The sequence below is a fragment of the Candidatus Planktophila sp. genome (assembly GCA_030681675.1).
GTDB lineage: Bacteria > Actinomycetota > Actinomycetes > Nanopelagicales > Nanopelagicaceae > Planktophila.
On record JAUXRP010000040.1, the window covers coordinates 203181 to 222972 of the forward strand.

At 45.2% G+C, this 19792-nt stretch carries 23 protein-coding genes, 3 tRNA genes and 1 other RNA gene; 13 read left to right on the top strand and 14 right to left on the bottom strand.

Translation table 11 applies throughout. The features are described 5' to 3' along the window. Nucleotides 1–4: 4 nt before the first annotated feature. The 4 genes from Q8K48_08070 to Q8K48_08085 are packed head-to-tail and all read right to left on the bottom strand — an operon-like array spanning nucleotide 5 to nucleotide 3199. Nucleotides 5–1219, bottom strand: a complete 1215-nt coding sequence (locus tag Q8K48_08070) for an NlpC/P60 family protein (GenBank protein MDP1852352.1) — start codon at nucleotides 1217–1219, stop codon at nucleotides 5–7. Continuing rightward, on the bottom strand, nucleotides 1216–2214 hold the full coding sequence (locus Q8K48_08075; GenBank protein MDP1852353.1) for an NlpC/P60 family protein: 999 nt from the start codon (nucleotides 2212–2214) through the stop codon (nucleotides 1216–1218). The genes Q8K48_08070 and Q8K48_08075 overlap by 4 nt, the downstream gene beginning before the upstream one ends. 14 nt (nucleotides 2215–2228) lie before the next feature. After that, nucleotides 2229–2771 carry a DUF305 domain-containing protein gene (locus Q8K48_08080; GenBank protein MDP1852354.1) on the bottom strand — a complete coding sequence of 181 codons (543 nt, stop codon included), beginning with the start codon at nucleotides 2769–2771 and terminating at the stop codon, nucleotides 2229–2231. Between the two features lie 53 nt (nucleotides 2772–2824). Next, on the bottom strand, nucleotides 2825–3199 hold the full coding sequence (locus Q8K48_08085) for a hypothetical protein (GenBank protein MDP1852355.1): 375 nt from the start codon (nucleotides 3197–3199) through the stop codon (nucleotides 2825–2827). A 195-nt stretch (nucleotides 3200–3394) separates the two neighbouring features. On the opposite strand from Q8K48_08085, the gene Q8K48_08090 reads away from it, so the two are divergent. Both Q8K48_08090 and Q8K48_08095 read left to right on the top strand, forming a co-directional pair. Then, complete coding sequence (locus Q8K48_08090) at nucleotides 3395–3598, top strand: heavy-metal-associated domain-containing protein (GenBank protein ID MDP1852356.1); 204 nt, start codon at nucleotides 3395–3397, stop codon at nucleotides 3596–3598. A 55-nt stretch (nucleotides 3599–3653) separates the two neighbouring features. Further along, nucleotides 3654–4907, top strand: a complete 1254-nt coding sequence (locus Q8K48_08095; GenBank protein ID MDP1852357.1) for a sialidase family protein — start codon at nucleotides 3654–3656, stop codon at nucleotides 4905–4907. Between the two features lie 65 nt (nucleotides 4908–4972). Here the strand turns inward: Q8K48_08095 and Q8K48_08100 are convergent, their stop codons facing one another. The 8 genes from Q8K48_08100 to Q8K48_08135 form a co-directional block, all read right to left on the bottom strand. Then, a complete protein-coding gene (locus tag Q8K48_08100; protein MDP1852358.1) occupies nucleotides 4973–5560 on the bottom strand; it encodes a hypothetical protein in 588 nt (195 codons plus the stop codon). A 203-nt stretch (nucleotides 5561–5763) separates the two neighbouring features. Further along, nucleotides 5764–5846: transfer RNA gene (locus tag Q8K48_08105), tRNA-Ser, on the bottom strand. Between the two features lie 255 nt (nucleotides 5847–6101). Continuing rightward, complete coding sequence (locus tag Q8K48_08110) at nucleotides 6102–6440, bottom strand: hypothetical protein (GenBank protein ID MDP1852359.1); 339 nt, start codon at nucleotides 6438–6440, stop codon at nucleotides 6102–6104. Nucleotides 6441–6454: 14 nt separating this feature from the next. Then, entirely contained in the window at nucleotides 6455–6937 is a 483-nt protein-coding gene (locus tag Q8K48_08115; GenBank protein MDP1852360.1) for a hypothetical protein, read from the bottom strand. Nucleotides 6938–7091: 154 nt separating this feature from the next. Continuing rightward, nucleotides 7092–7174 (bottom strand) — tRNA-Ser (locus Q8K48_08120). Between the two features lie 277 nt (nucleotides 7175–7451). After that, nucleotides 7452–7781, bottom strand: a complete 330-nt coding sequence (locus Q8K48_08125) for a hypothetical protein (GenBank protein ID MDP1852361.1) — start codon at nucleotides 7779–7781, stop codon at nucleotides 7452–7454. 14 nt (nucleotides 7782–7795) lie between these two features. Beyond that, nucleotides 7796–8122, bottom strand: coding sequence for a hypothetical protein (locus Q8K48_08130; GenBank protein MDP1852362.1), 327 nt, complete (start codon nucleotides 8120–8122; stop codon nucleotides 7796–7798). Nucleotides 8123–8382: 260 nt separating this feature from the next. Then, nucleotides 8383–8467, bottom strand: a tRNA-Ser gene (locus Q8K48_08135). 40 nt (nucleotides 8468–8507) lie between these two features. On the opposite strand from Q8K48_08135, the gene ffs reads away from it, so the two are divergent. From ffs to Q8K48_08175, 8 genes are all read left to right on the top strand, one after another. Beyond that, nucleotides 8508–8604: signal recognition particle sRNA small type (gene ffs / locus Q8K48_08140), an RNA gene on the top strand. Nucleotides 8605–8674: 70 nt separating this feature from the next. Then, nucleotides 8675–10372 carry a DNA polymerase III subunit gamma and tau gene (locus tag Q8K48_08145; GenBank protein ID MDP1852363.1) on the top strand — a complete coding sequence of 566 codons (1698 nt, stop codon included), beginning with the start codon at nucleotides 8675–8677 and terminating at the stop codon, nucleotides 10370–10372. 9 nt (nucleotides 10373–10381) lie between these two features. Beyond that, entirely contained in the window at nucleotides 10382–10975 is a 594-nt protein-coding gene (recR, locus tag Q8K48_08150) for a recombination mediator RecR (GenBank protein MDP1852364.1), read from the top strand. Between the two features lie 90 nt (nucleotides 10976–11065). Beyond that, nucleotides 11066–12337, top strand: coding sequence for an aspartate kinase (locus Q8K48_08155; GenBank protein MDP1852365.1), 1272 nt, complete (start codon nucleotides 11066–11068; stop codon nucleotides 12335–12337). Beyond that, nucleotides 12334–13383, top strand: coding sequence for an aspartate-semialdehyde dehydrogenase (locus Q8K48_08160; protein MDP1852366.1), 1050 nt, complete (start codon nucleotides 12334–12336; stop codon nucleotides 13381–13383). Before Q8K48_08155 ends, Q8K48_08160 begins: the two co-directional genes overlap by 4 nt. Next, the gene (locus Q8K48_08165; GenBank protein ID MDP1852367.1) at nucleotides 13380–13832 is read left to right on the top strand and encodes a GatB/YqeY domain-containing protein; all 453 of its coding nucleotides are present in this window, start codon (nucleotides 13380–13382) and stop codon (nucleotides 13830–13832) included. Before Q8K48_08160 ends, Q8K48_08165 begins: the two co-directional genes overlap by 4 nt. After that, complete coding sequence (locus tag Q8K48_08170) at nucleotides 13829–13984, top strand: DUF4177 domain-containing protein (GenBank protein MDP1852368.1); 156 nt, start codon at nucleotides 13829–13831, stop codon at nucleotides 13982–13984. Before Q8K48_08165 ends, Q8K48_08170 begins: the two co-directional genes overlap by 4 nt. Beyond that, a complete protein-coding gene (locus Q8K48_08175; GenBank protein MDP1852369.1) occupies nucleotides 13981–14448 on the top strand; it encodes a RidA family protein in 468 nt (155 codons plus the stop codon). The genes Q8K48_08170 and Q8K48_08175 overlap by 4 nt, the downstream gene beginning before the upstream one ends. Before the next feature lie 68 nt (nucleotides 14449–14516). Here the strand turns inward: Q8K48_08175 and Q8K48_08180 are convergent, their stop codons facing one another. Beyond that, the gene (locus Q8K48_08180) at nucleotides 14517–15200 is read right to left on the bottom strand and encodes a Crp/Fnr family transcriptional regulator (protein MDP1852370.1); all 684 of its coding nucleotides are present in this window, start codon (nucleotides 15198–15200) and stop codon (nucleotides 14517–14519) included. Nucleotides 15201–15218: 18 nt separating this feature from the next. Between Q8K48_08180 and nth the strand changes: the two genes are divergently transcribed. Together nth and Q8K48_08190 are read left to right on the top strand one after the other, a co-directional pair. Beyond that, nucleotides 15219–15917, top strand: a complete 699-nt coding sequence (gene nth / locus Q8K48_08185; GenBank protein ID MDP1852371.1) for an endonuclease III — start codon at nucleotides 15219–15221, stop codon at nucleotides 15915–15917. After that, a complete protein-coding gene (locus Q8K48_08190; protein ID MDP1852372.1) occupies nucleotides 15914–16438 on the top strand; it encodes a TlpA disulfide reductase family protein in 525 nt (174 codons plus the stop codon). The genes nth and Q8K48_08190 overlap by 4 nt, the downstream gene beginning before the upstream one ends. On the opposite strand, the gene acs is transcribed toward Q8K48_08190, so the two are convergent. Further along, complete coding sequence (acs, locus tag Q8K48_08195; GenBank protein ID MDP1852373.1) at nucleotides 16435–18396, bottom strand: acetate--CoA ligase; 1962 nt, start codon at nucleotides 18394–18396, stop codon at nucleotides 16435–16437. The genes Q8K48_08190 and acs overlap by 4 nt on opposite strands. A 367-nt stretch (nucleotides 18397–18763) precedes the next feature. On the opposite strand from acs, the gene fbaA reads away from it, so the two are divergent. Continuing rightward, nucleotides 18764–19792, top strand: coding sequence for a class II fructose-bisphosphate aldolase (fbaA, locus tag Q8K48_08200; protein MDP1852374.1), 1029 nt, complete (start codon nucleotides 18764–18766; stop codon nucleotides 19790–19792).

The window sequence follows — 19792 nt, forward strand, 5'->3', positions numbered from 1 at the left end:
TGAGTTAAACTCGACCTGCATACGGCATCATCCCATCCATCCCGTACATGTCTGAATAACGAAGACCGGATTTAGTAGATCGCGCTTCCCAAACCATTCCATTTCCGGCATAGATAGACATATGGTGAATTGTGCTAATGGTTCCCTTATAGGAGTAGAAAATAAGATCGCCTGGTTGAATCTCACTTAACGGGATCTGTTTTGTATATGTGTAATACAAACCTGAGTTAAGTCGATCCCAAATTGGCCAACCCAATCCTGCATATTTATATGCCGCATAGACCAAACCTGAACAATCGAATGAGTCCGGACCTTCATCTCCCCAGACGTATGGCTTATTGGCAAGAACTTGTTTTTTTGCAAACTCTACTGCTTTTAATCTCTGAGCCTCTGTGGTTCTGAAAGTGCTTTTCCCGTTTGGTCCTCCAGTTTTCCAAATCTTCGCTTGGCCTTTTACTTTGCCAGCTTCGATCGATCTTGCCTCTTCCAGGATTGCTAGTTGGCGCTTCTGCTCTAATGTGATTCTAACTTTCTTAGCCGAAGCTAAGTCTCTCTGTAATTGATCTTGAACCGCTTGAAGCTTGTCAACCTCTTTTTGTTGCTCAGCTTCGGCCGCATCAGCCTCCATTTTCGCCGAAGCAACTTTAATAGTTATTAATGCCTGCTTTTCCTTCGCAAGATTGGCGGCAATTTTTGCCCGCTGTGCAACTTCCTCGGCTGCCTGAAACCTATTTAGCGCTGTCTTGTTTCCTGATCCAAGGTTTTCAAGTGTTGAAATCCGGTCCATCATTTCCTGGGGTCCGCTTGCACTAAGAATTGCCTCAAGATCTGTGAACCCACTACCTACCACATAGGCGTTGACAGCTAATTTTCCAATCTGGCGATGAGTTTCACTCACCAAGACAGAGGCCTTGGAATATATCTTTGCGGCACGGGCTGACTGCTTTGTAGCTACCTGGAGCTCATTTTTCGCAGAGAGATACTTCCATTTTGCAACCAACGCGAGGGCAACTAACCTTTTTAATCCCTGCTGTTCTCTCACTAATAGTTTTGTTGCCTCTTCAGTAATTTTCCTCTTCTCTTCTTCGATCTGCTTCGCTGCTTCGATCTGCTTCAAAGTCGGCTTATGTTTACTCGCCCCTGCAAATTGGGGCGTGACTAAACCAGATATTAATGATATTGAAAGCAGTAGTGGAATAAGCGACCTAATCTTTTTCAAAGCCTTCGCGCTCCTACAAATGGTTTATAACCAAATTTCAAAGCGAATGGGACGACTTCAACTTTCTTTCCCGGACGGGGAGCTTGAACCATTTTTCCTCCGCCCGTATAGATGGAGACATGACTGATTGGGTTTCCAAAGAAAAGCAGATCCCCAGGCTTTAAAGATTTATAAGAAACAGATTTCCCGTAATTAATTTGGATGCGAGAAGAGTGTGGAAGAGAAACACCAGCTTGCTGGAAAGACCGCATGGTCAACCCTGAACAATCCCACCGTGTCGGACCAGCTGCTGCCCAGACATAGATATCGCCAATCTGCTGGAGCGCATATTTTAGAGCTATCGAGCCCCGCGTGTTATCTCCCTTATAGCCCTTTGCATATTTCTTAGATGAAGTAAAAATCTTTTTCTCTCGAGCTTTTTCTGCTCGAGCTAAACGTGCCCGATCTTCCTTCTTCATTGATTTCAGAATTTTTTCTGCTCTAGTCAAAGCCGCTCTTGCGCTCAAAACCTCGGCATTAAGTCTCTTTTGTTGCGCCTGTAATAATGCAGTTTTATCGCCTACAACTAGCTGGCTGGCCTCAAGTCGTTGTTGGGCTGAGGCAAATTTACGGATAGAAGAGGAGTACTTTTTGCCGACCATTTCCAAAATTGAGGCATCGGAAAGGTATTTGCTCGGATCACGAGAAAAAAGGAGCCCAAAACCTTGGCTGAAACCATCGCTCTTGTACTGGTCAATGGCCATTCGGGCAAGAGTATTACTAGCTTCATCGCGTTCGTTTCGAGCCATCAATTCTTTGACTTTCAAAATGCTTGTCTCTTTCTGCAGCATTCCTACCTTGATCTTTATCTCATTTGCTGCCTCGAATTTTGTGGCAGCTTGAGTTCGAAGTCGGTTCACCTCTTGTTGCACCGAGGCGGAAGTAGGAGCAGCAGACGCAGTCGGAAGCTGAGTTGCTAAAGCAACTATCAGCATGAAAGAAATAATTCGTCTCATAAAGTCAAACTCACTCAACCAAGTTTTGAGAGCATTTTCTTCATTGTAGCTATCTCACCCGACTGAGCGGCTCTAATATCCTTTTCCAGCTTCTTAGCCTCTGAATTTTTAGTCGCCTTAAGGTAACCAGCCATCTCAAGAGCACCGAGGTGATGTTTAATCATTGCTTCAAGATAAAACTTGTCAAAATCTTTCCCCCGTAGAGACTTAAGAGTTTTCATCTCACTTGCACCAAGCATGCCGTTCATTCCCATATCGTGAGCCATAGCATTAGCAGATTTCGTTGCAGTTAGCCAATATTTCATTTGCAAGATTTCTTTCTTTTGAGCAGAAATAATTGCTTTAGCAAGAATCTTAACCTCTCGACCGGCCCCATTTTTCAGAGCTGTCTTTGACATATCGATTGCCTGTTGGTGATGCGGGATCATTAGTTGAGCAAACATAATGTCGTTAGCTCCGAGATTATTTAAAGATTTTGCATGGGAGGTAGCGTGAACTGGGGTTGCTGGAAAAACTAGTGCCAGGGAAATTAATACAAAGACAAATTTTTTGAACATTTTCAAATCCTTCTCTCAAGTTAGAATAATTGATTTTAGGGACAAGAATTTGTTTAGATTCGAAATACTCCAAGTTGTGGTAACGAAAGACGGAGAACCAAATTTGGCGGACGCGTGAAATTCATGAGTCTCAGACGGTCAATTTTGCCCGCAAGCTCGGAGTGAGTAGTAATTTTGCCGTGTAAGTATTTGCGGCCAACAATAAGCAACAAAAATATTGCACCTATGCAGACATCAGTGATAAGTGTGTTAGGAGCAACATGATTGAGCTCGAGTGATGATCCGGTTGCGGCACTTGAACTAAAGTCGGAGTGCGGCGTGGAGTAAGAGTGGCCTTGGTGCGCAAAAGAGAGGCTCATTGCAAGCAAGAAAAGAGTTAAGATACCTATGCCAACGAATCGCCATGATTTCAATTTGAGTGCTGACATAATGAAAGTGTAGCAAAGCTTACAAATTAGCTGTCAAATCAGAAATTCAATGTGGCGTTTCTGTGATATTACTTAGAAATCAATTGAACCTGCATTATTACATTCATTTTCTTAACTCGGTATCACCGTCATAATCTTAGTCATGAGAATTTCGGTATGATAGGCATTATTCAAATTGTGTAAGAAAGGATAGAGATGCAAACAACTATAAAGATTAAAGGCATGACATGTGGCCATTGTGAGGGAAAAGTTAACACTGAGCTTGGAAAAATCTCTGGTGTAACAGAGGTGAAGGCAGTGGCTGCCGACGGAGTAGCAGTAATTACTTCAAATGAAGCGCTCAATTCGGAGGAAATTTCACAGGCGGTTAAAACGGCAGGTTATAAAGTAATAGCATAATAATTTCCGTTGAAGCCCCCTTCCATTACCTTTAAATTAATTATAAATTCAAGACATGAGGATCAGGCCTTATCTTGCAGTTCTTGCTTTAGTACTGAGTCAATTAATAACCCTTTCAGTTTCATTCGGTGCATCCCCCGAGATTCCCAAGGGAGCTTTCGATGCCACTCTTCTAAGTTTTAAGGCATTAACGCCGAATATGTTTGGTGTGAGTACGGGGCAACCCGTGGCTGATGTCTCTGTAATTTTGTTATCAAATGGAAAACTCAGAGCATATGTCTTCGCACAAAATAAAGGCATAGAGATTGCCGAGTCTTCGGACAACGGGAAAACTTTTACCCGAGTCGGAAATGCATTTGGTGGCGATAAAGGTAATGGTCAACCGCGCGCAGTCGCACTTTCAGATGGAAGAGTTCGTTTGTACACAACTTCAAGTGGAGGGGTTAACTGTTCAATTTCGACTGATGGTTTGACATTCACATTAGAGAAAGCAAATTGTTTGTTAGCTTCGGACTATTCCGAATCATCGGGCCTTGCCGGTCCGGGTGTTGTTCAATTGAGCACAGGTAAATGGAGAGCTTATTTCAGCGGTTTACCTAAAGCGGGAACTGGTCCAGATCCTTGGAAAATGTATAGCGCATCTTCCGATGATGGCGTTGATTGGATCCGCGATGCAGGAGTAAGAATCGGCACCGGTTCTTCAAGTATTAAACGAAGCGCTGAACACCCAACAGCTATACGACATAGTGATAATTCAATAACCGTCTTTTACTTTGATGATGGTGCTGATCCAGAAGGCACTGGAAAAATTTATTCCAATGGAAACGGTTTGCATTATTCGCATAGCAGCGATGGGTTAAATTTTTCTGAGGAAAAATGGTTTGACATGGTGAAGATTGACTCACGCCTGTCGGGCACAGAGATGAATGACCCAGATGTTGTTTTGGATAAAGATGGAAATGTACTTTTATTTGGTGGCGGCTTTGCCCATGATTTCGGTGGCTATATAAATGTAATGGTTTTAAAGCCCGGGCAAGGAACACCTGCTTATACGGGAGATCGTTGCTTGGCCGCAAAAATTCTCCCAGGGGGTCCTCCAAATCCTCCGTGTGGTGTAAACGTTGTTCAACCAACACCAGTCACACAACCAACACCAAATCCGATTGTGAGTTCAGAACCATCACCTACGCAATCACTGGCGACTAAACCATCGGTAAAGAAAATTACGATTACCTGTGTTAAAGGTAAAACTATTAAAAAAATATCAGGCGCTACTCCAAAATGTCCGGCAGGTTATAAGAAGAAGTAAGCGAAAATTCTCAAGTTATCATTTATCATGATGCCGATTTGGTGTCGAGATTTAATATGCTGAAATTAAAGTTTTTTGGTGGTTAGCCATTTCTCGGTTGCCTGCATCCTTTCAAGTGGTGCCTCGATAAAGGCATAGTGTGCCGCTCCCTTTATGCAGTAATACTCAGATCCCTGAACGCGAGCCTTCATAAATCGTTGCATAGCTGGGGTTGCTTCATCATTTTCACCGTTTATAAAGAGAGTAGGCACTTTAATGCGGTGGAGCTCCTTCTCTACAGTCCAATCCTTCAGGGAGCCTCGGACTGTAAATTCAGTAGGTCCCCACATCGCTTCATAAACATGTTTACCGAATTCTCGTTTTGGCTCGTTGTCAATGAGTGAAGGAATCTGTCGAATGTGACGATCAGCAAACTCAGTTTTTGCCGCTAGATATTCTTTGCTTGTGTACTTCCCCAACCTCTCATACTTATAGATTGCAGCACGATGTTTTGCCGGCAATTTCGCCACTAGTTTTCGAGTTTCTCGAACCCATATACGACTAGATGGAAGCGAGTTAGCAATAATTAAACCTTTAAACCCTGGAGGCTTTTTGATTGCGTAATTCAGCGCCAGCATTTCATCCCAAGATGCACCAGCAAGTATGTAACGCATCTCAATTTTGAGATGTTTTAAAACTCTTGATAATTCTTCTTCGAACAGTCCTATAGTCCAATGTGGCCATGGGATGAGATTAAGCCTAAACCCATAAAAAGAGCGGAGGATGTCCGAGCACAATGACTTCAGCACGGGGCACTGGTTCCAGGTTAATTAGTGTATAAATCAATTCGTGATTCAGCTGGAGCGAGTAAAACGAGCGGAGGATGAGGGATTTGAACCCTCGAGACTTTCGTCTACGTGTGTTCGAGACGCGCACACTCGGCCACTATGCGAATCCTCCTGAAGTGCGAAATATATCCTAGAGAGAGTTAATGGATTATCCCCGAAAGGCATCTCACTAGAACCGCAACAGAGACAAAATACACTTAAGCAATGTGGATTAGATTGTGATAGCGCCCAGCACTACACCAAAACAGCTTATTGTTTTTTACTGCATCCTTGGAATTAACTATAGGAATTCTTCTCAGTTTGCGGATGACCTCATTATTTCGAAGCAGCCAGATTCAGGCAGGATAAAGTTCTGAGTCAACTTCACTTATTTATTTAACAAGACATTAGTTTCACATTGCGCAAAAAAGAGTGGTAAATAACTAAGTCTTCCTGATTTACGCCACCCAGTACGCACCCAGGTTTTTTCCCTAAAAGTCTTTCCACCATCTTTTGAAACTTGAAATGAACAGCCAACCCGATCCAATTTGTAACGAACGAAAAATTCCTTTATCTCCAGTTCAATTTTACGATTCTTGACTAGTTCTTGGGTCTGTAGTTCATAGCGCGAAGCATTCTTAACTCCGAGTTCTGCCATGAATTCAAAGTAGGCGAGCTCTTGATCTGAATCTCGCGGAGTTAGAGAACTTTTACTTGGTTCAACCATGAAATTAGTTTAACTCAGGTACCGCATTTAATGGGGAAAATATGTTCTGAAATAGTTCTAGGCGTCTTAAATTGATGTCCTTTGATGTAAGCCTCAGCGTAGGCAATACCGTAATACCGCGAAACTTTCTTATTCGTGCAGTACTCAAAAGTAGATTGATTCTCGATCAAAGAATTGGCAGGGATAAATCCATTGACTTCTGTAGTGTGACTAGTAATGAAGTAGTGAGTGAATCTTCCAATCTTATAAATCTCAACTGTTAGACGTAAATCCTGTATGAATTTGTCGCATTTTGAATCTGCGTTGACCTTGACAGCCCCTTTACCTTGAGTTCGAAGAATATATTTGGATATATGCGCATCATGAATTTGAATGTGACACTTGGTTAAAGGTGGCGTTGCACCTGTTGCCAAAGCCGGTGTTACTGAAACGATTAGTTGCGTGATGATGGCGAATATCGCGAATATGAGTTTGGTTGAAGGATTTATTAATGGCATACCGCAAGGATGACAAGAAGTCGTGACGAGACTTAAAAGTTATCCACAAGGCCGATTGAGGGAGCGGATGATGTCCGAACCAAAAGACTTCCTGTATCAGGCAGGGGTTCCGCGGAAATTTGTACTTGGAGAAATTTGAGCTTTGACCCGAGAGCGGAGGATGAGGGATTTGAACCCTCGAGACTTTCGTCTACGCGTGTTCGAGACGCGCGCACTCGGCCACTATGCGAATCCTCCATGGGAAGCATACGTGTTTATTGGAAAGTTCAGTAGCCAAGCGCCAGATTTCTGATCGATTCAGTGTCAACACGTTTTTCTTGGCAACCGAGATCTAATTGAAGAAAACCAAAATAATATTTTTGTTCTCCAATTGACTGGTCGAAAGGTACCTTGTAAAAGCCGTCGCTCTCTTCGGGATTTTGAGTTAGAAAAATAACCAACCTCTAACTTCTGCCCGCCCACCCGCTCTTTAATGTGAACGCCACCGCCTAGGCGGCGCATCGCTTGTTATCCATTAGCTCATAAATCCTGCTTCACTTTGAGCAAAAAATTCGACTAGTTGTTCAATTTGTTCGGCTCGAGATTTAGGAATGGGAGCTTCGCCTGAGTAACTATTTTCAGTTGCTAAAGCAGGGAGGGCGTGCCAGACAAATCGATCATCCTTAATTTTGTATTTGAGCAAGTAGTTACCGTTTTGACGGGAAAAGGATCCTTTTTCAAAAAGAATTGCGGCTTGCAATTCATATCTTGACCTCTCTACTTGGATTAATCTGAAACATTCAGCAATAACTTCCGACTCCCTAATCTGTTGCGCGGGAGTTAAGAAACTTTCATCGACGCCCATGGAAAAAGAGTATCTTAAGTTCCACAGTCGATGGGATTAATAATGCGTAACAGCACGTGACGTGCGTACTGCCATTTTCCTTCAATAAATGCCTTTGAGTAAGCAATACCGTAATATGAAAATGTAACTTTACTTTGTGGTGAGTGACATCTTGAGAATGCATCTACTTTCACCGCGCGCTTCCCAGTTTTGATCCAAAGGTTCTTTGATATATGGGCGATACTAATTTCGATGCGGCAAGGCAATTTTGTACTTTGTGCCTCCGCGCTGTGATTACCAATTAGGGTAGTTATGACAAGTAATAAAGCAGTTATGAGCGCAGATACTTTTTGTGTCTTCATGTGCGAAGAGTCGCAATATGACGTGACGACTCTCGGAAGTTATCCACAGCTTTTTAATAAAATGACGGAGATTGATATTTGTTGTGTGATTGCCTTCGCCCAGATAAATCCGAAGCGAGTGAAATGAGCGGAGGATGTCCGAGCACAATTACTTCAGCACGGGGCACTGGTTCCAGGTTTGTCCTAACTTGTGACTTCTGTATAAGGCAGGGGTTCCGCGGAAATTAGTACTTGGAGAAATTTGAGTTTTGACCCGAGAGCGGAGGATGAGGGATTTGAACCCTCGATAGGTTGCCCTATACACGCTTTCCAAGCGTGCGCACTCGGCCGCTATGCGAATCCTCCCGAGGGGTGAACTCTATCGGTGGCAATAACTATGATTACGCCAGATCCCTCGTACGGCGCTACCGTGCTGAACTCCCCCAGGGCAGGAATGCAGCAAGGGTAGGTACGCTCTGGCGGGTGTACGGGGGATCCCTTTTATCGTATTTAATGAGTTAGTTTTTAATGGAATAGTCAGGCGTCGATGAGTAGGGATGGAGGAGCGCGGCAATGTCACTAGCTTTGTATCGAAAATATCGCCCCTCTGTATTTGCCGATGTCATTGGTCAAGACCATGTCACCGTTCCATTATCAAATGCATTAACTGGTGATCGCACACATCACGCATACTTATTTTCAGGTCCCCGCGGTTGCGGAAAAACATCGAGTGCGCGAATCATGGCGCGCTCGCTCAACTGTGAAAAAGGTCCAACACCTGATCCATGTGGCGAGTGTCAATCCTGTAAAGATTTAGTTGCAAATGGTCCAGGATCACTAGATGTTATCGAACTCGATGCGGCGACACATGGTTTAGTCGATGATGCACGCGATTTACGCGACAAAGCATTTTTTGCACCAGTTCAAGGTCGTTACAAGATATATATTATTGATGAAGCACACCAACTTGGACCAGGGGCCGCTAACGCTCTTTTAAAAGTTGTAGAAGAGCCGCCTCCGCACGTTATTTTTATTTTTGCGACAACCGAACCCGATAAGTTAATTGCAACAATTCGCTCGCGCACACATCACTATCCATTCCGTTTAGTACCTCCCGGAATCTTGGCTGCGCATTTAGAAAAAATTTGTAACTTTGAAGGAGTAAGTGTGGCTAAGGGAGTTATTCCATTAGTTGTACGTGCATCCGGCGGTTCAGTTCGCGATGCTCTATCAGTGCTTGGGCAACTTCTTGCAGGTGCTGGTGTTGATGGAGTTAGTTACGACATCGCAATTCAATTACTTGGCTTCACCGATGGTGCATTGCTAGATGATGCGATCGATGCAATTGCCGCTCGCGATGGAGCAACTCTGTTTAAAACTATTGATCGTGTCATCGAATCTGGTCACGATGCACGTAGATTTACGGCCGATTTGTTGGAGCGAATACGTGATTTAATGATTGTTGATGCGCTAAAAGATTCAACTTCTAACTCAATTCTTCGCGAAATGCCAGATGATCAGATGGAGCGGATGCGCAATCAAGCTGCACATATCGGCGCAGCCAACTTATCGCGTGCCGCCGATATCGCCGCCGAAGGCCTAACCCAGATGCGTGGGGCGACTGCGCCACGTTTGATGCTCGAACTCATTTGTGGCCGCATCCTTTTGCCAATCGGCGATTCAAGCGAATCCGGAATGTTGTCACGTATTGAACGCTTAGAGCGTGCGGAAAACCTAGCTCCAATGACGTCCGTTCGCTCATCAGAGGCTCACACTGTGGAGCCAAAAGAAACTACAGGCTCCACTCATGCGACCTCTGAAGTCATTCACTCCAAAGTTGAAGAAGCGAAACCAGCTGCTGTTCAGCCTGAGACAAAACAACACGGCGCATTCGACATCACTGCGCTACGTCGTGCATGGCCCGACGTTATTGAAGACGTAAAGAAGCGCCGCAGACTTACGTGGTCACTACTTAGCGCATCGGCTCAAGTATTGGCTGTTGACGATACTGCGATCACAATTGGAATTGTTAACGCCGGCGCACGTGATTCATTTATTCGATCTGAATCCGATGAAATTCTACGGAAAGCATTTATAGATGTTGTTGGCATTGATCGCCGAATCGAATGTGTCGTTGATCCATCAATTGATACAAATACCCCACTAGCAAGAGAGACGCGAACTTCTGAGGCACCAACGGATAAGACTCTGCTAACTGGTGCAGCGTTATTGGCACAAGAACTCGGTGCTAAAGTGATTGAGAAACAATAGATGTCTGGTATGTACGAAGGCGCGATTCAAGATCTCATCGATGCATTAGGTCGACTGCCCGGAATTGGACCTAAGTCTGCTCAACGCATTGCTTTTCATATTTTGCAAGCCGAACCTGAAACCGCAGCGGCGTTAGTTGATTCAATTCGCACAGTGAAAGAGCGCGTTAAATTCTGTACGATATGCGGAAATGTTTCAGAGGAAGATGAGTGTCGAATCTGTCGAGATCCCCGCCGAGAGAATACGTCAATATGTGTTGTTGAAGAGAGTAAAGATGTAATAGCTATCGAGCGCACTCGGGAATTTCGCGGGAAGTATCACGTACTGGGTGGCGCTATTTCTCCTATCGATGGAATCGGACCGGATCAGCTACGCATTCGAGAATTAATGGCCAGACTCAGCGATCCTGAAATCGTTGAGGTAATTTTGGCAACGGATCCAAACCTTGAGGGCGAGGCGACGGCGACCTACTTAGCTCGCATGATTAAGCCGTTAGAGATTAAAGTTTCACGATTAGCCTCAGGCCTGCCAGTAGGTGGCGATCTCGAATATGCCGACGAAATCACGCTCGGCCGAGCCTTTGAGGGCCGCCGCAATGTTTAATCCCACATTGTGGTACATCTAGCGTCTCACATAGTAAGAAATGCAGAGAATCGCTTCGCGCCACGTAATTAATTAGTCCACCATTGAGCCATGGGACTCATTGTTCAGAAATACGGCGGCTCATCGGTTGCCGATGCTGAGGGTATGAAGCGCGTAGCAAATCGAATAGTGGCGGCAAAACGCGACGGAAATCAAGTCGTTGTCGTTGTTTCAGCAATGGGTGATACGACCGACGAGCTCATTGAATTAGCAAAACAGATCACACCAATGCCATCAGGGCGTGAGTTAGATATGTTGCTAACTGCAGGCGAGAGAATTTCAATGGCCTTGCTTGCAATGGCGATTACGAATTTAGGTCATGAGGCCCGTTCATTTACTGGAAGCCAAGCTGGAGTGATTACAACGTCGGCACATGGGCGTGCTCGAATTATCGATGTAACTCCGGGGCGCATCCAAGGGGCATTAAAAGAAGGTGCAATCGCAATCGTTGCTGGCTTCCAAGGAATTTCGCAAGATACCAAAGATGTAACAACTCTAGGTCGTGGTGGCAGTGATACAACGGCGGTCGCATTAGCCGCGGCATTAGATGCCGATGTTTGTGAAATCTATACAGATGTTGATGGTGTATTTAGTGCAGATCCTCGCGTTGTACCAAATGCACGAAAGTTAAAAACGGTCACGTATGATGAAATGCTTGAGCTAGCTGCGAGTGGAGCAAAAGTTCTGCACTTGCGTTGTGTTGAATATGCACGACGCTATGACTTACCGATTCACGTACGTTCATCTTTTTCTACTAACGAAGGAACATGGGTGGTCAAAGATCATCCAGAAGGAGCAGACATGGAACAAGCAATCATTTCGGGTATAGCACACGATAAAAGTGAGGCCAAGATTACAATCGTTGGCGTACCAGACCGTACGGGTGTAGCAGCAAGAATTTTCCAAGCTATCGCCGATGCCGATATTAATATTGACATGATTGTTCAAAACGTTTCTGCGGCAGCAACTGGTTTAACTGACATCTCATTTACTCTTCCAAAAGCTGAAGGCGCTGATGCGACAGGAGTTTTACAAAAACTTCAAGGCGAAGTTGGGTTCGCCTCGATTCAATACGATGATCAAATCGGGAAACTTTCCTTAGTTGGTGCTGGAATGCGCTCGCACCCAGGAGTAACAGCTACATTTTTTGGTGCACTTTCAGCAGCGGGCGTTAATATTGAGATGATTTCCACTTCGGAAATTCGCATTTCAGTCATCTGCCGAGAAGCCGATATCGAGCGTGGAGTAAGGGCTGCTCACACCGCCTTTGAACTCGATGCCGATCAGAATGAGGCCGTTGTATATGGCGGTTCAGGTCGATGAGTAAACCATCTTTAGCAGTAGTGGGGGCGACCGGTGCAGTCGGAACGGTGATGCTTGGAATTTTGTCAGAACGGCCTGATGTATGGGGAGAAATCCGCCTAATCGCTTCTGCCCGAAGCGCAGGCAAAAAACTTATGTGCCGTGGAGAAGAGTTGACGGTTGTTGCGCTTTCACCAGAGGCATTCGACGGAATCGATGTTGCAATGTTTGACGTTCCTGATGAGGTTTCAACAGAGTGGGCACCTATCGCAGCAGCTCGCGGATCCGTTGTCGTTGATAACTCTGGAGCTTTCCGAATGGATGCTGATGTTCCACTAGTGGTTCCTGAAGTTAATCCGCAAGAAGTTAAGAATCGTCCACGCGGAATTATTTCGAACCCTAACTGCACAACACTTTCAATGATCGTGGCGCTCGGTGCGTTGCATCGAGATTATGAATTACAAGAGTTAGTCGTTTCTTCGTATCAAGCTGCATCTGGTGCTGGCCAAGCAGGTATTGATATCTTGCGTGAACAAATTAACCTCGTTGCTGGAACAAACGCTGGAGACATTGCAGGAGATCTTCGCGAAATTGTAAAAGATAACGGTCCATTTCCTGCTCCACTCGCGCTCAATGTTGTGCCTTGGGCGGGCTCTTTGAAAGAAGACGGGTATTCCTCGGAAGAGTTAAAAGTTCGTAACGAGTCGCGTAAAATCTTAGGCTTACCGAATCTGAAAGTCGCAGCAACCTGCGTGCGTGTGCCAGTTTTAACTACGCACTCACTAACGGTTCATGCCGTATTTGCTAAAGAGCCATCGCGTAAAGGTGCTCAAGATATTTTGCAAAAAGCGGCCGGAGTTAAATTGGTCGATGATCCTGAAAACTACAAATTTCCGACACCAGCCGATGTAGTGGGCACGGATCCAACATGGGTTGGACGCGTGCGAAAAAGCATAGACAACCCAATGGCATTAGATTTGTTTGTTTGCGGTGATAATTTACGCAAGGGAGCGGCCTTAAACACTGCTCAGATCGCTGAACTTCTAGCGATAGAGTTCACATCATGAGTATTAAAGAGAGCCTTCGTAGCAATCTCACCGAAGCAATTCGTAGTCGAGATGAGATTACCTCGAGCACTATTCGCATGGTTTTAACGGCGATTACCAATGAAGAAGTAGCTGGCAAAGAAGCCCGTGTTTTAAGTGACGATGAGATTATTACCGTTTTATCACGCGAAGCTAAAAAACGTCGTGAAGCGTCGGAGGCATTTGAAAATGCGGGCCGGGCAGATAAGGCGGCACTTGAGAGGGCGGAGGGCGAGGTAATCGCCAAATACTTACCAGCCCAATTAAACGTTGATGATATAAAGAAGTTGATCGCCGATGCGATTACATCAACCGGTGCAGCCGGACCTGCCGATATGGGAAAGGTCATGGGAGCTGTCAAGCCTTTGATCGCTGGAAAAGCCGATGGTTCCATTGTTTCAACCCTAGTGAAAGAAGCGTTAAATAAATGAAATTTGAATATGCAACAGTCCCTTTACTTTCTCATGCGACTAAACAAATTCTCGATACTTGGGGATCAGATGGTTGGGAACTCGTTCAAGTTATTCCAGCGCCAGGTACTGGCGAACAACTAGTGGCTTACATGAAGCGAGAGATTAAATGAACACAGTCGATGTGCGCGCAAAATTAGCTGAACTTGGTCTAGAACTACCAATAGCTGCTAAGCCTGTCGCAGCGTATGTTCCAGCTATCCGAACTGGAAACATCGTCTTTACTGCCGGTCAGTTGCCACTACTTAATGGTGAGATGGCCGGTGTTGGTAAAGTGGATGGTGAAATCACTCCAGAACATGCCAAAGAGCTCGCCCAAATCTGCGCCTTGAATGCCTTGGCCGCCGTTGAAACAGTTGCAGATATAAATAAAATTACAAAGATTGTTCGAGTTGTTGGATACGTTAATGGTGTGCCCGGCTTTATCAATGCACCGCTCGTTGTAAACGGGGCCAGTGAACTCTTTCTAGCAATTTGGGGAGATGATGCAAAACATGCACGCAGCGCAGTTGGAATTGCCGAGTTACCGTTAAATTCACCGGTTGAAATTGAATTAACCGTAGAGATTACGGACTAAAAAACAAATTACTGAAGTAGATAGTTAACGCGGAACCTCTCACAACTGTATGCGTGAGGTGGCTTCGGTCATTTACCGCGCTTGGATAAGCGCTCGAAATCTGTAATCAATACTGCACGCCCATCTAGTTTTAACCAACCACGACCAGCGAAATCGGCTAAAGCTTTATTTACAGTTTCGCGAGAAGCGCCAACTAATTGAGCCAACTCCTCTTGAGTTAAATCATGATGCACATAGAGACCCTCTGGGTTTTGCTTGCCAAAGCGTTCGCCGAGATCGATAAGTGCTTTAGCGACACGACCTGGAACATCAGAGAAAACCAAATCTCCAACGGCCTCATTCGTGCGGCGAAGTCTTTGCGCTAGACGCTCGAGTAGATGCAGAGCAACCTCTGGGTTTTTTGCTAACCAGGGAATTAACTCTTTATGACCAAGGCTTAGTAATTTTGCATCCGTTACAGCAGTTGCAGTTGATGTTCGCGGGCCTGGATCGAAAAGGCTTAGTTCGCCAAACATTTCGCCAGGACCAAGGATGGATAGGAGGTTTTCTCGTCCATCACCACTTGAGGTACCGAGCTTTAATTTTCCTTCGACAATGACATATAAATGGTCACCTTCATCGCCCTCTGCAAATAACACAGTTCCTTTGGAAATCTTTACGGAATCCATCGATGCACGCAATGAATCGGCAGCTTCATCATCTAAGGCGGTGAAGAGCGGGGCTCTCCGGAAGACAGCTTGTTCTGGGGTCACGGGGAGTACTTTAGCCTCATGCCCGCAAATAAAGAAAGCCGCACGCAGGCACGGACCATGTACCGGATTTTGACCACGACATATCCTGAGATCCGATGCGAGCTAGATTATCAAAACCCTCTGCAACTAACTATTGCCACCGTGCTCAGCGCTCAGTGCACAGACAAGCGGGTCAATAGCTTGACTCCCGCACTATTTAAAAAATACAAAAATGTAAAGGCGTTTGCAGGGGCGGATTTACAAGATATTGAGAGGCTGATATTTCCCGCCGGTTTCTATAAAGTAAAAGCCCGACACATAAAAGGGTTGGCCACGAAGATTCTCACCGAATTCGGTGGTGAAGTTCCGAGCAGCTTAGAGGAGTTAATTACCCTCCCAGGGGTTGGACGAAAGACTGCAAACGTTGTCTTAGGACATGCTTTTGATATTCCAGGAATAACCGTAGATACACATTTTGGTCGGCTCGCACGCCGATTTGGATGGACCACTGAAAAAGATCCAGTAAAAGTCGAAAGAATTGTTGGAGAGTTGATTCCGCGCAAAGAATGGACGAATCTCTCACAAAGAATGATTTGGCATGGAAGGCGTATCTGTCACTCACGAAAACCAGCATGCGGCGTTTGTCCGATGGCAAAGATTTGCCCTAGCGTTGGCATAGGAGAAATGAATATCGAAAAAGCTAAACTACTTGTAAAGACAGATAAGGATTTTCATTGAAAAAAATCGCTGCAGCGCTCTCCTTATTACTTCTCACAAGTTGTGCAGCGCCAACAACTGAAACCGCAGGCATCCTTGTTTCTTGCACAACTTTGCAAACTCAAAATGTTGCCAAGCCCATTGAAATTGGTTGCTTAGATGGTTCAGTAGGTGCTTCAGTAAACGCTTTACGCGGCCCAGCAATTATCAATGTCTGGGGATCATGGTGTGCTCCTTGCAAGGAAGAGATGCCTATCTTGAAATCTTTCTATGCAAAGGGAAAAGGAAAACTGCAGTTAGTTGGCGTTGATGTTGAAGAAGCGTCTATTAAAGATGGCCAAGAGTTTGTATTAAAAAACGGGGTCACATGGCCAAACCTTTTTGATAGCAATGGCAGTACACGCGCTTATTTTGGAATGGGCGTACCAGTTACATGGTTTATTGCCGCCGATGGCAGCGTGGCATATAAACGCATTGGTGTGTTAAAAAATGAAATCGAACTAATAAAGCTCACCTCTAAATATCTAGGGGTGAGGCTTTAATCCTCATCTTTTGCACTCTGTAAACCTTCAGCAATCTTTTTCATGATATTTGGGTCGGCTAAAGTTGTGGCATCACCAACTAAACGATCTTCGGCGACATCTTTCAATAGTCGGCGCATAATTTTGCCACTACGAGTTTTCGGAAGTTCATTTACGATTAAAATTTGTCTTGGCTTTGCAATTGCACCAATTTCTTTTGCAACGTGATTACGAAGTTGTGTATTAAGTTCCTCGCCATCTGCATGTGCGATACCGGCGCGCAAAATAACAAAAGCAACAATTCCTTGACCAGTCATTGCATCTGCAGCACCGACAACGGCCGCCTCGGCAACTGCTTCATGAGAAACTAGAGCGGATTCAACCTCTGTCGTTGAAATTCGGTGGCCAGAAATATTCATAACATCATCAACACGACCAAGGAGCCAGATGGCGCCTTCATCATCTAGCTTTGCACCATCGCCTGCGAAGTAGATGCCTTCAAAACGAGACCAGTACGTTTCTTTATATCTGGCATCTTCTCCCCAAATACCGCGCAACATTGCTGGCCATGGTTGGTCAAGAATTAAGTAGCCACCATGTCCATCAGCTACAGGAGATGCACTGTCGTCAACGACTTTGGCGCTAATACCAGGTATAGGTCGCATCGCAGATCCCGGTTTAGTAACTGTAATTCCAGGTAAAGGCGAAATCATAATCGCACCGGTTTCAGTCTGCCACCATGTGTCAACAATCGGGCAACGATTGCCACCAATAATTTCGCGGTACCACATCCATGCCTCAGGGTTAATTGGTTCACCGACACTGCCCAATAAGCGAAGTGATTCCAAATTATGCGCTTGCGGAAATTCATCGCCCCACTTCATCCATGTTCGAATTAATGTTGGCGCTGTATATAAAATTGTTACGCCATATTTAGCAATAATTTCAAAAATACGACCTTTATGCGGCGTATCTGGTGTTCCCTCATACATTACTTGCGTTGCCCCGTTCATCAATGGTCCATAAACAACATAGGAGTGGCCAGTAATCCAACCAACATCGGCAGTGCACCAATACACATCGGTTTCTGGTTTGATGTCAAAGACAACTTTGTGGGTATAGGCGACCTGAGTTAAATATCCTCCAGTTGTATGAAAAATACCCTTGGGCTTCGCGGTGGTGCCCGATGTGTACAAAATAAATAATGGATGCTCTGAATCAAAGCTTTCCGCAATGTGTTCAGAAGATTGACGGTCGACTATGTCATGCCACCAAATATCACGGTCAGTCCAAGCAATTTCCTGTTTAGTGCGCTCAACAACTAGTACTTTTTCTACATTGTGCTTGCCTTGTAAAGCCTCATCCACGGCTGGCTTTAATGCAAAAGCCGAACCCTTTCTAAATCCACCATCAGAGGTAATAACTAATTTTGCATCGGCATCTTGGATTCGCGAAAGTAGCGCATCGGCTGAAAAACCACCAAAGACAACTGAGTGTGGTGCACCTATCCGGGCACATGCCAACATTGCAATTGCAGCTTCGGGAATCATAGGCATGTATATGGCGACTCGATCGCCAGCACAGATTCCAAGTTCAATAAGTGCATTTGCAGTCTTTTTTACTTCGATAAGTAATTGAGAGTACGTGATAGTTTTTGTATCACCCGGCTCGCCTTCAAAGTGAAAAGCGACACGATCTCCTCTGCCCTCTTCAACATGACGATCAAGTGCGTTGACCGAAGCATTGAGCCTTCCTCCCACGAACCATTTGGCATAGGGCGAGTTCCACTCCAGAACAGTGTCCCATTTCGCGTCCCACGTTAACTCACGTGCCTGCCTATCCCAGAAAGCCAGACGATCCATATTTGCATATGCATATTCACCGTGTTGAGCATTTGCCTGCATGACAAATTCTGAGCTAGGCAGAAAGTGTCGATTCTCGCTGAGTAGATTTTCGAGTGATTCGTGATCCTGGTTCATAAAGTGTGAGGGTACCTGTTCGCTCTAGTTATCAACAGAGTTTAAGCAGTGCTCTATCTCATCTCCGAAAGCCTAGAAAGATGCGGACTCCAACGAAGGGAGAAGAATGAGTATTACCGCATTTATCATGATCTTTCTCAAACTCTTAAGTAACCCAGCTCTGGTCGCCGCCTTTGCTAAATTCTTGAATAATGTGCTTAAGTCCATGATGTAGCCGCTGAACCCAAAGCCCCCGAGCTTGATTTCGGGGGCTTTTTCGCGCCGCTTTTGTGGGAATTGGCTTGGAAGTGAGAGGATTGGCCGTAAGCCTCTAGTTGGTTCAATGAAGCGCTCCTAGAGTTTTACACTAGAGCCAATAGGAGCAAAAATGCCAATTGCAACCCCAGAAATCTATGTCGAAATGTTGGATCGCGCTAAAAAGGGCGCTTTTGCATATCCGGCAATCAACGTTTCATCGTCGCAGACAATCACCGCCGCTATCCGTGGTTTTGCCGAAGCTGAATCTGATGGAATTATTCAATTTTCATGGGGCGGTGCCGAATACGCATCGGGTTCGACTGTAAAAAAAATGGTAGATGGCGCAGTCGCTTTAGCTGAATATGCACATGTCGTTGCTAAAAATTACAAGGTCAATATCGGAATTCACACCGATCACTGTCCAGCTGAAAAGCTAGATGGATTTATGCGTCCACTTTTGGAGTTTGGCGCTCAGCGTCTTGCATCAGGAAAGTCCCCTTTATTTAACTCCCATATGTGGGATGGATCTGCGGTTTCTATGACCGAAAATATGAAAGTTGCAAAGGAGATGTTAGCGATGTCAGTCGCGGCTCGCACATTGCTCGAGATTGAAATTGGGGTTGTTGGAGGAGAAGAAGATGGAGTTGAAGCAAAGCACGATGCAAAGCTGTACTCAACACCAGATGATGCACTGTTGACTATTGAGACACTTGGAAGTCAAGCTCGATACTTAGTGGCGGCCACATTTGGCAATGTCCACGGTGTGTACAAGCCGGGCAATGTCGTTTTGCAGCCAAAGATATTGGCAACTTTGCAGGAGGCGGTGTCTCAGAAACTCGGCCTTCCTGAGGGAAGTAAGCCAATGGATCTAGTTTTCCACGGCGGTTCGGGCTCGCTTCTTTCAGAAATCCGTGAATCTTTGGATTACGGTGTTATCAAAATGAATATTGATACAGATACCCAGTACGCCTTCACTCGTCCTGTTGTAGATCACATGCTGAAGAACTACGAGGGAGTTCTTAAAATCGACGGTGAAGTAGGAAATAAAAAGCTTTATGACCCACGTGCTTGGGGCAAAGCGGCCGAAGCTGGAATGGCTGCCCGTGTAGTGCGTGGTTGTGAGGATCTTCGTTCAACTGGCACTTCATCACTCAAGTAG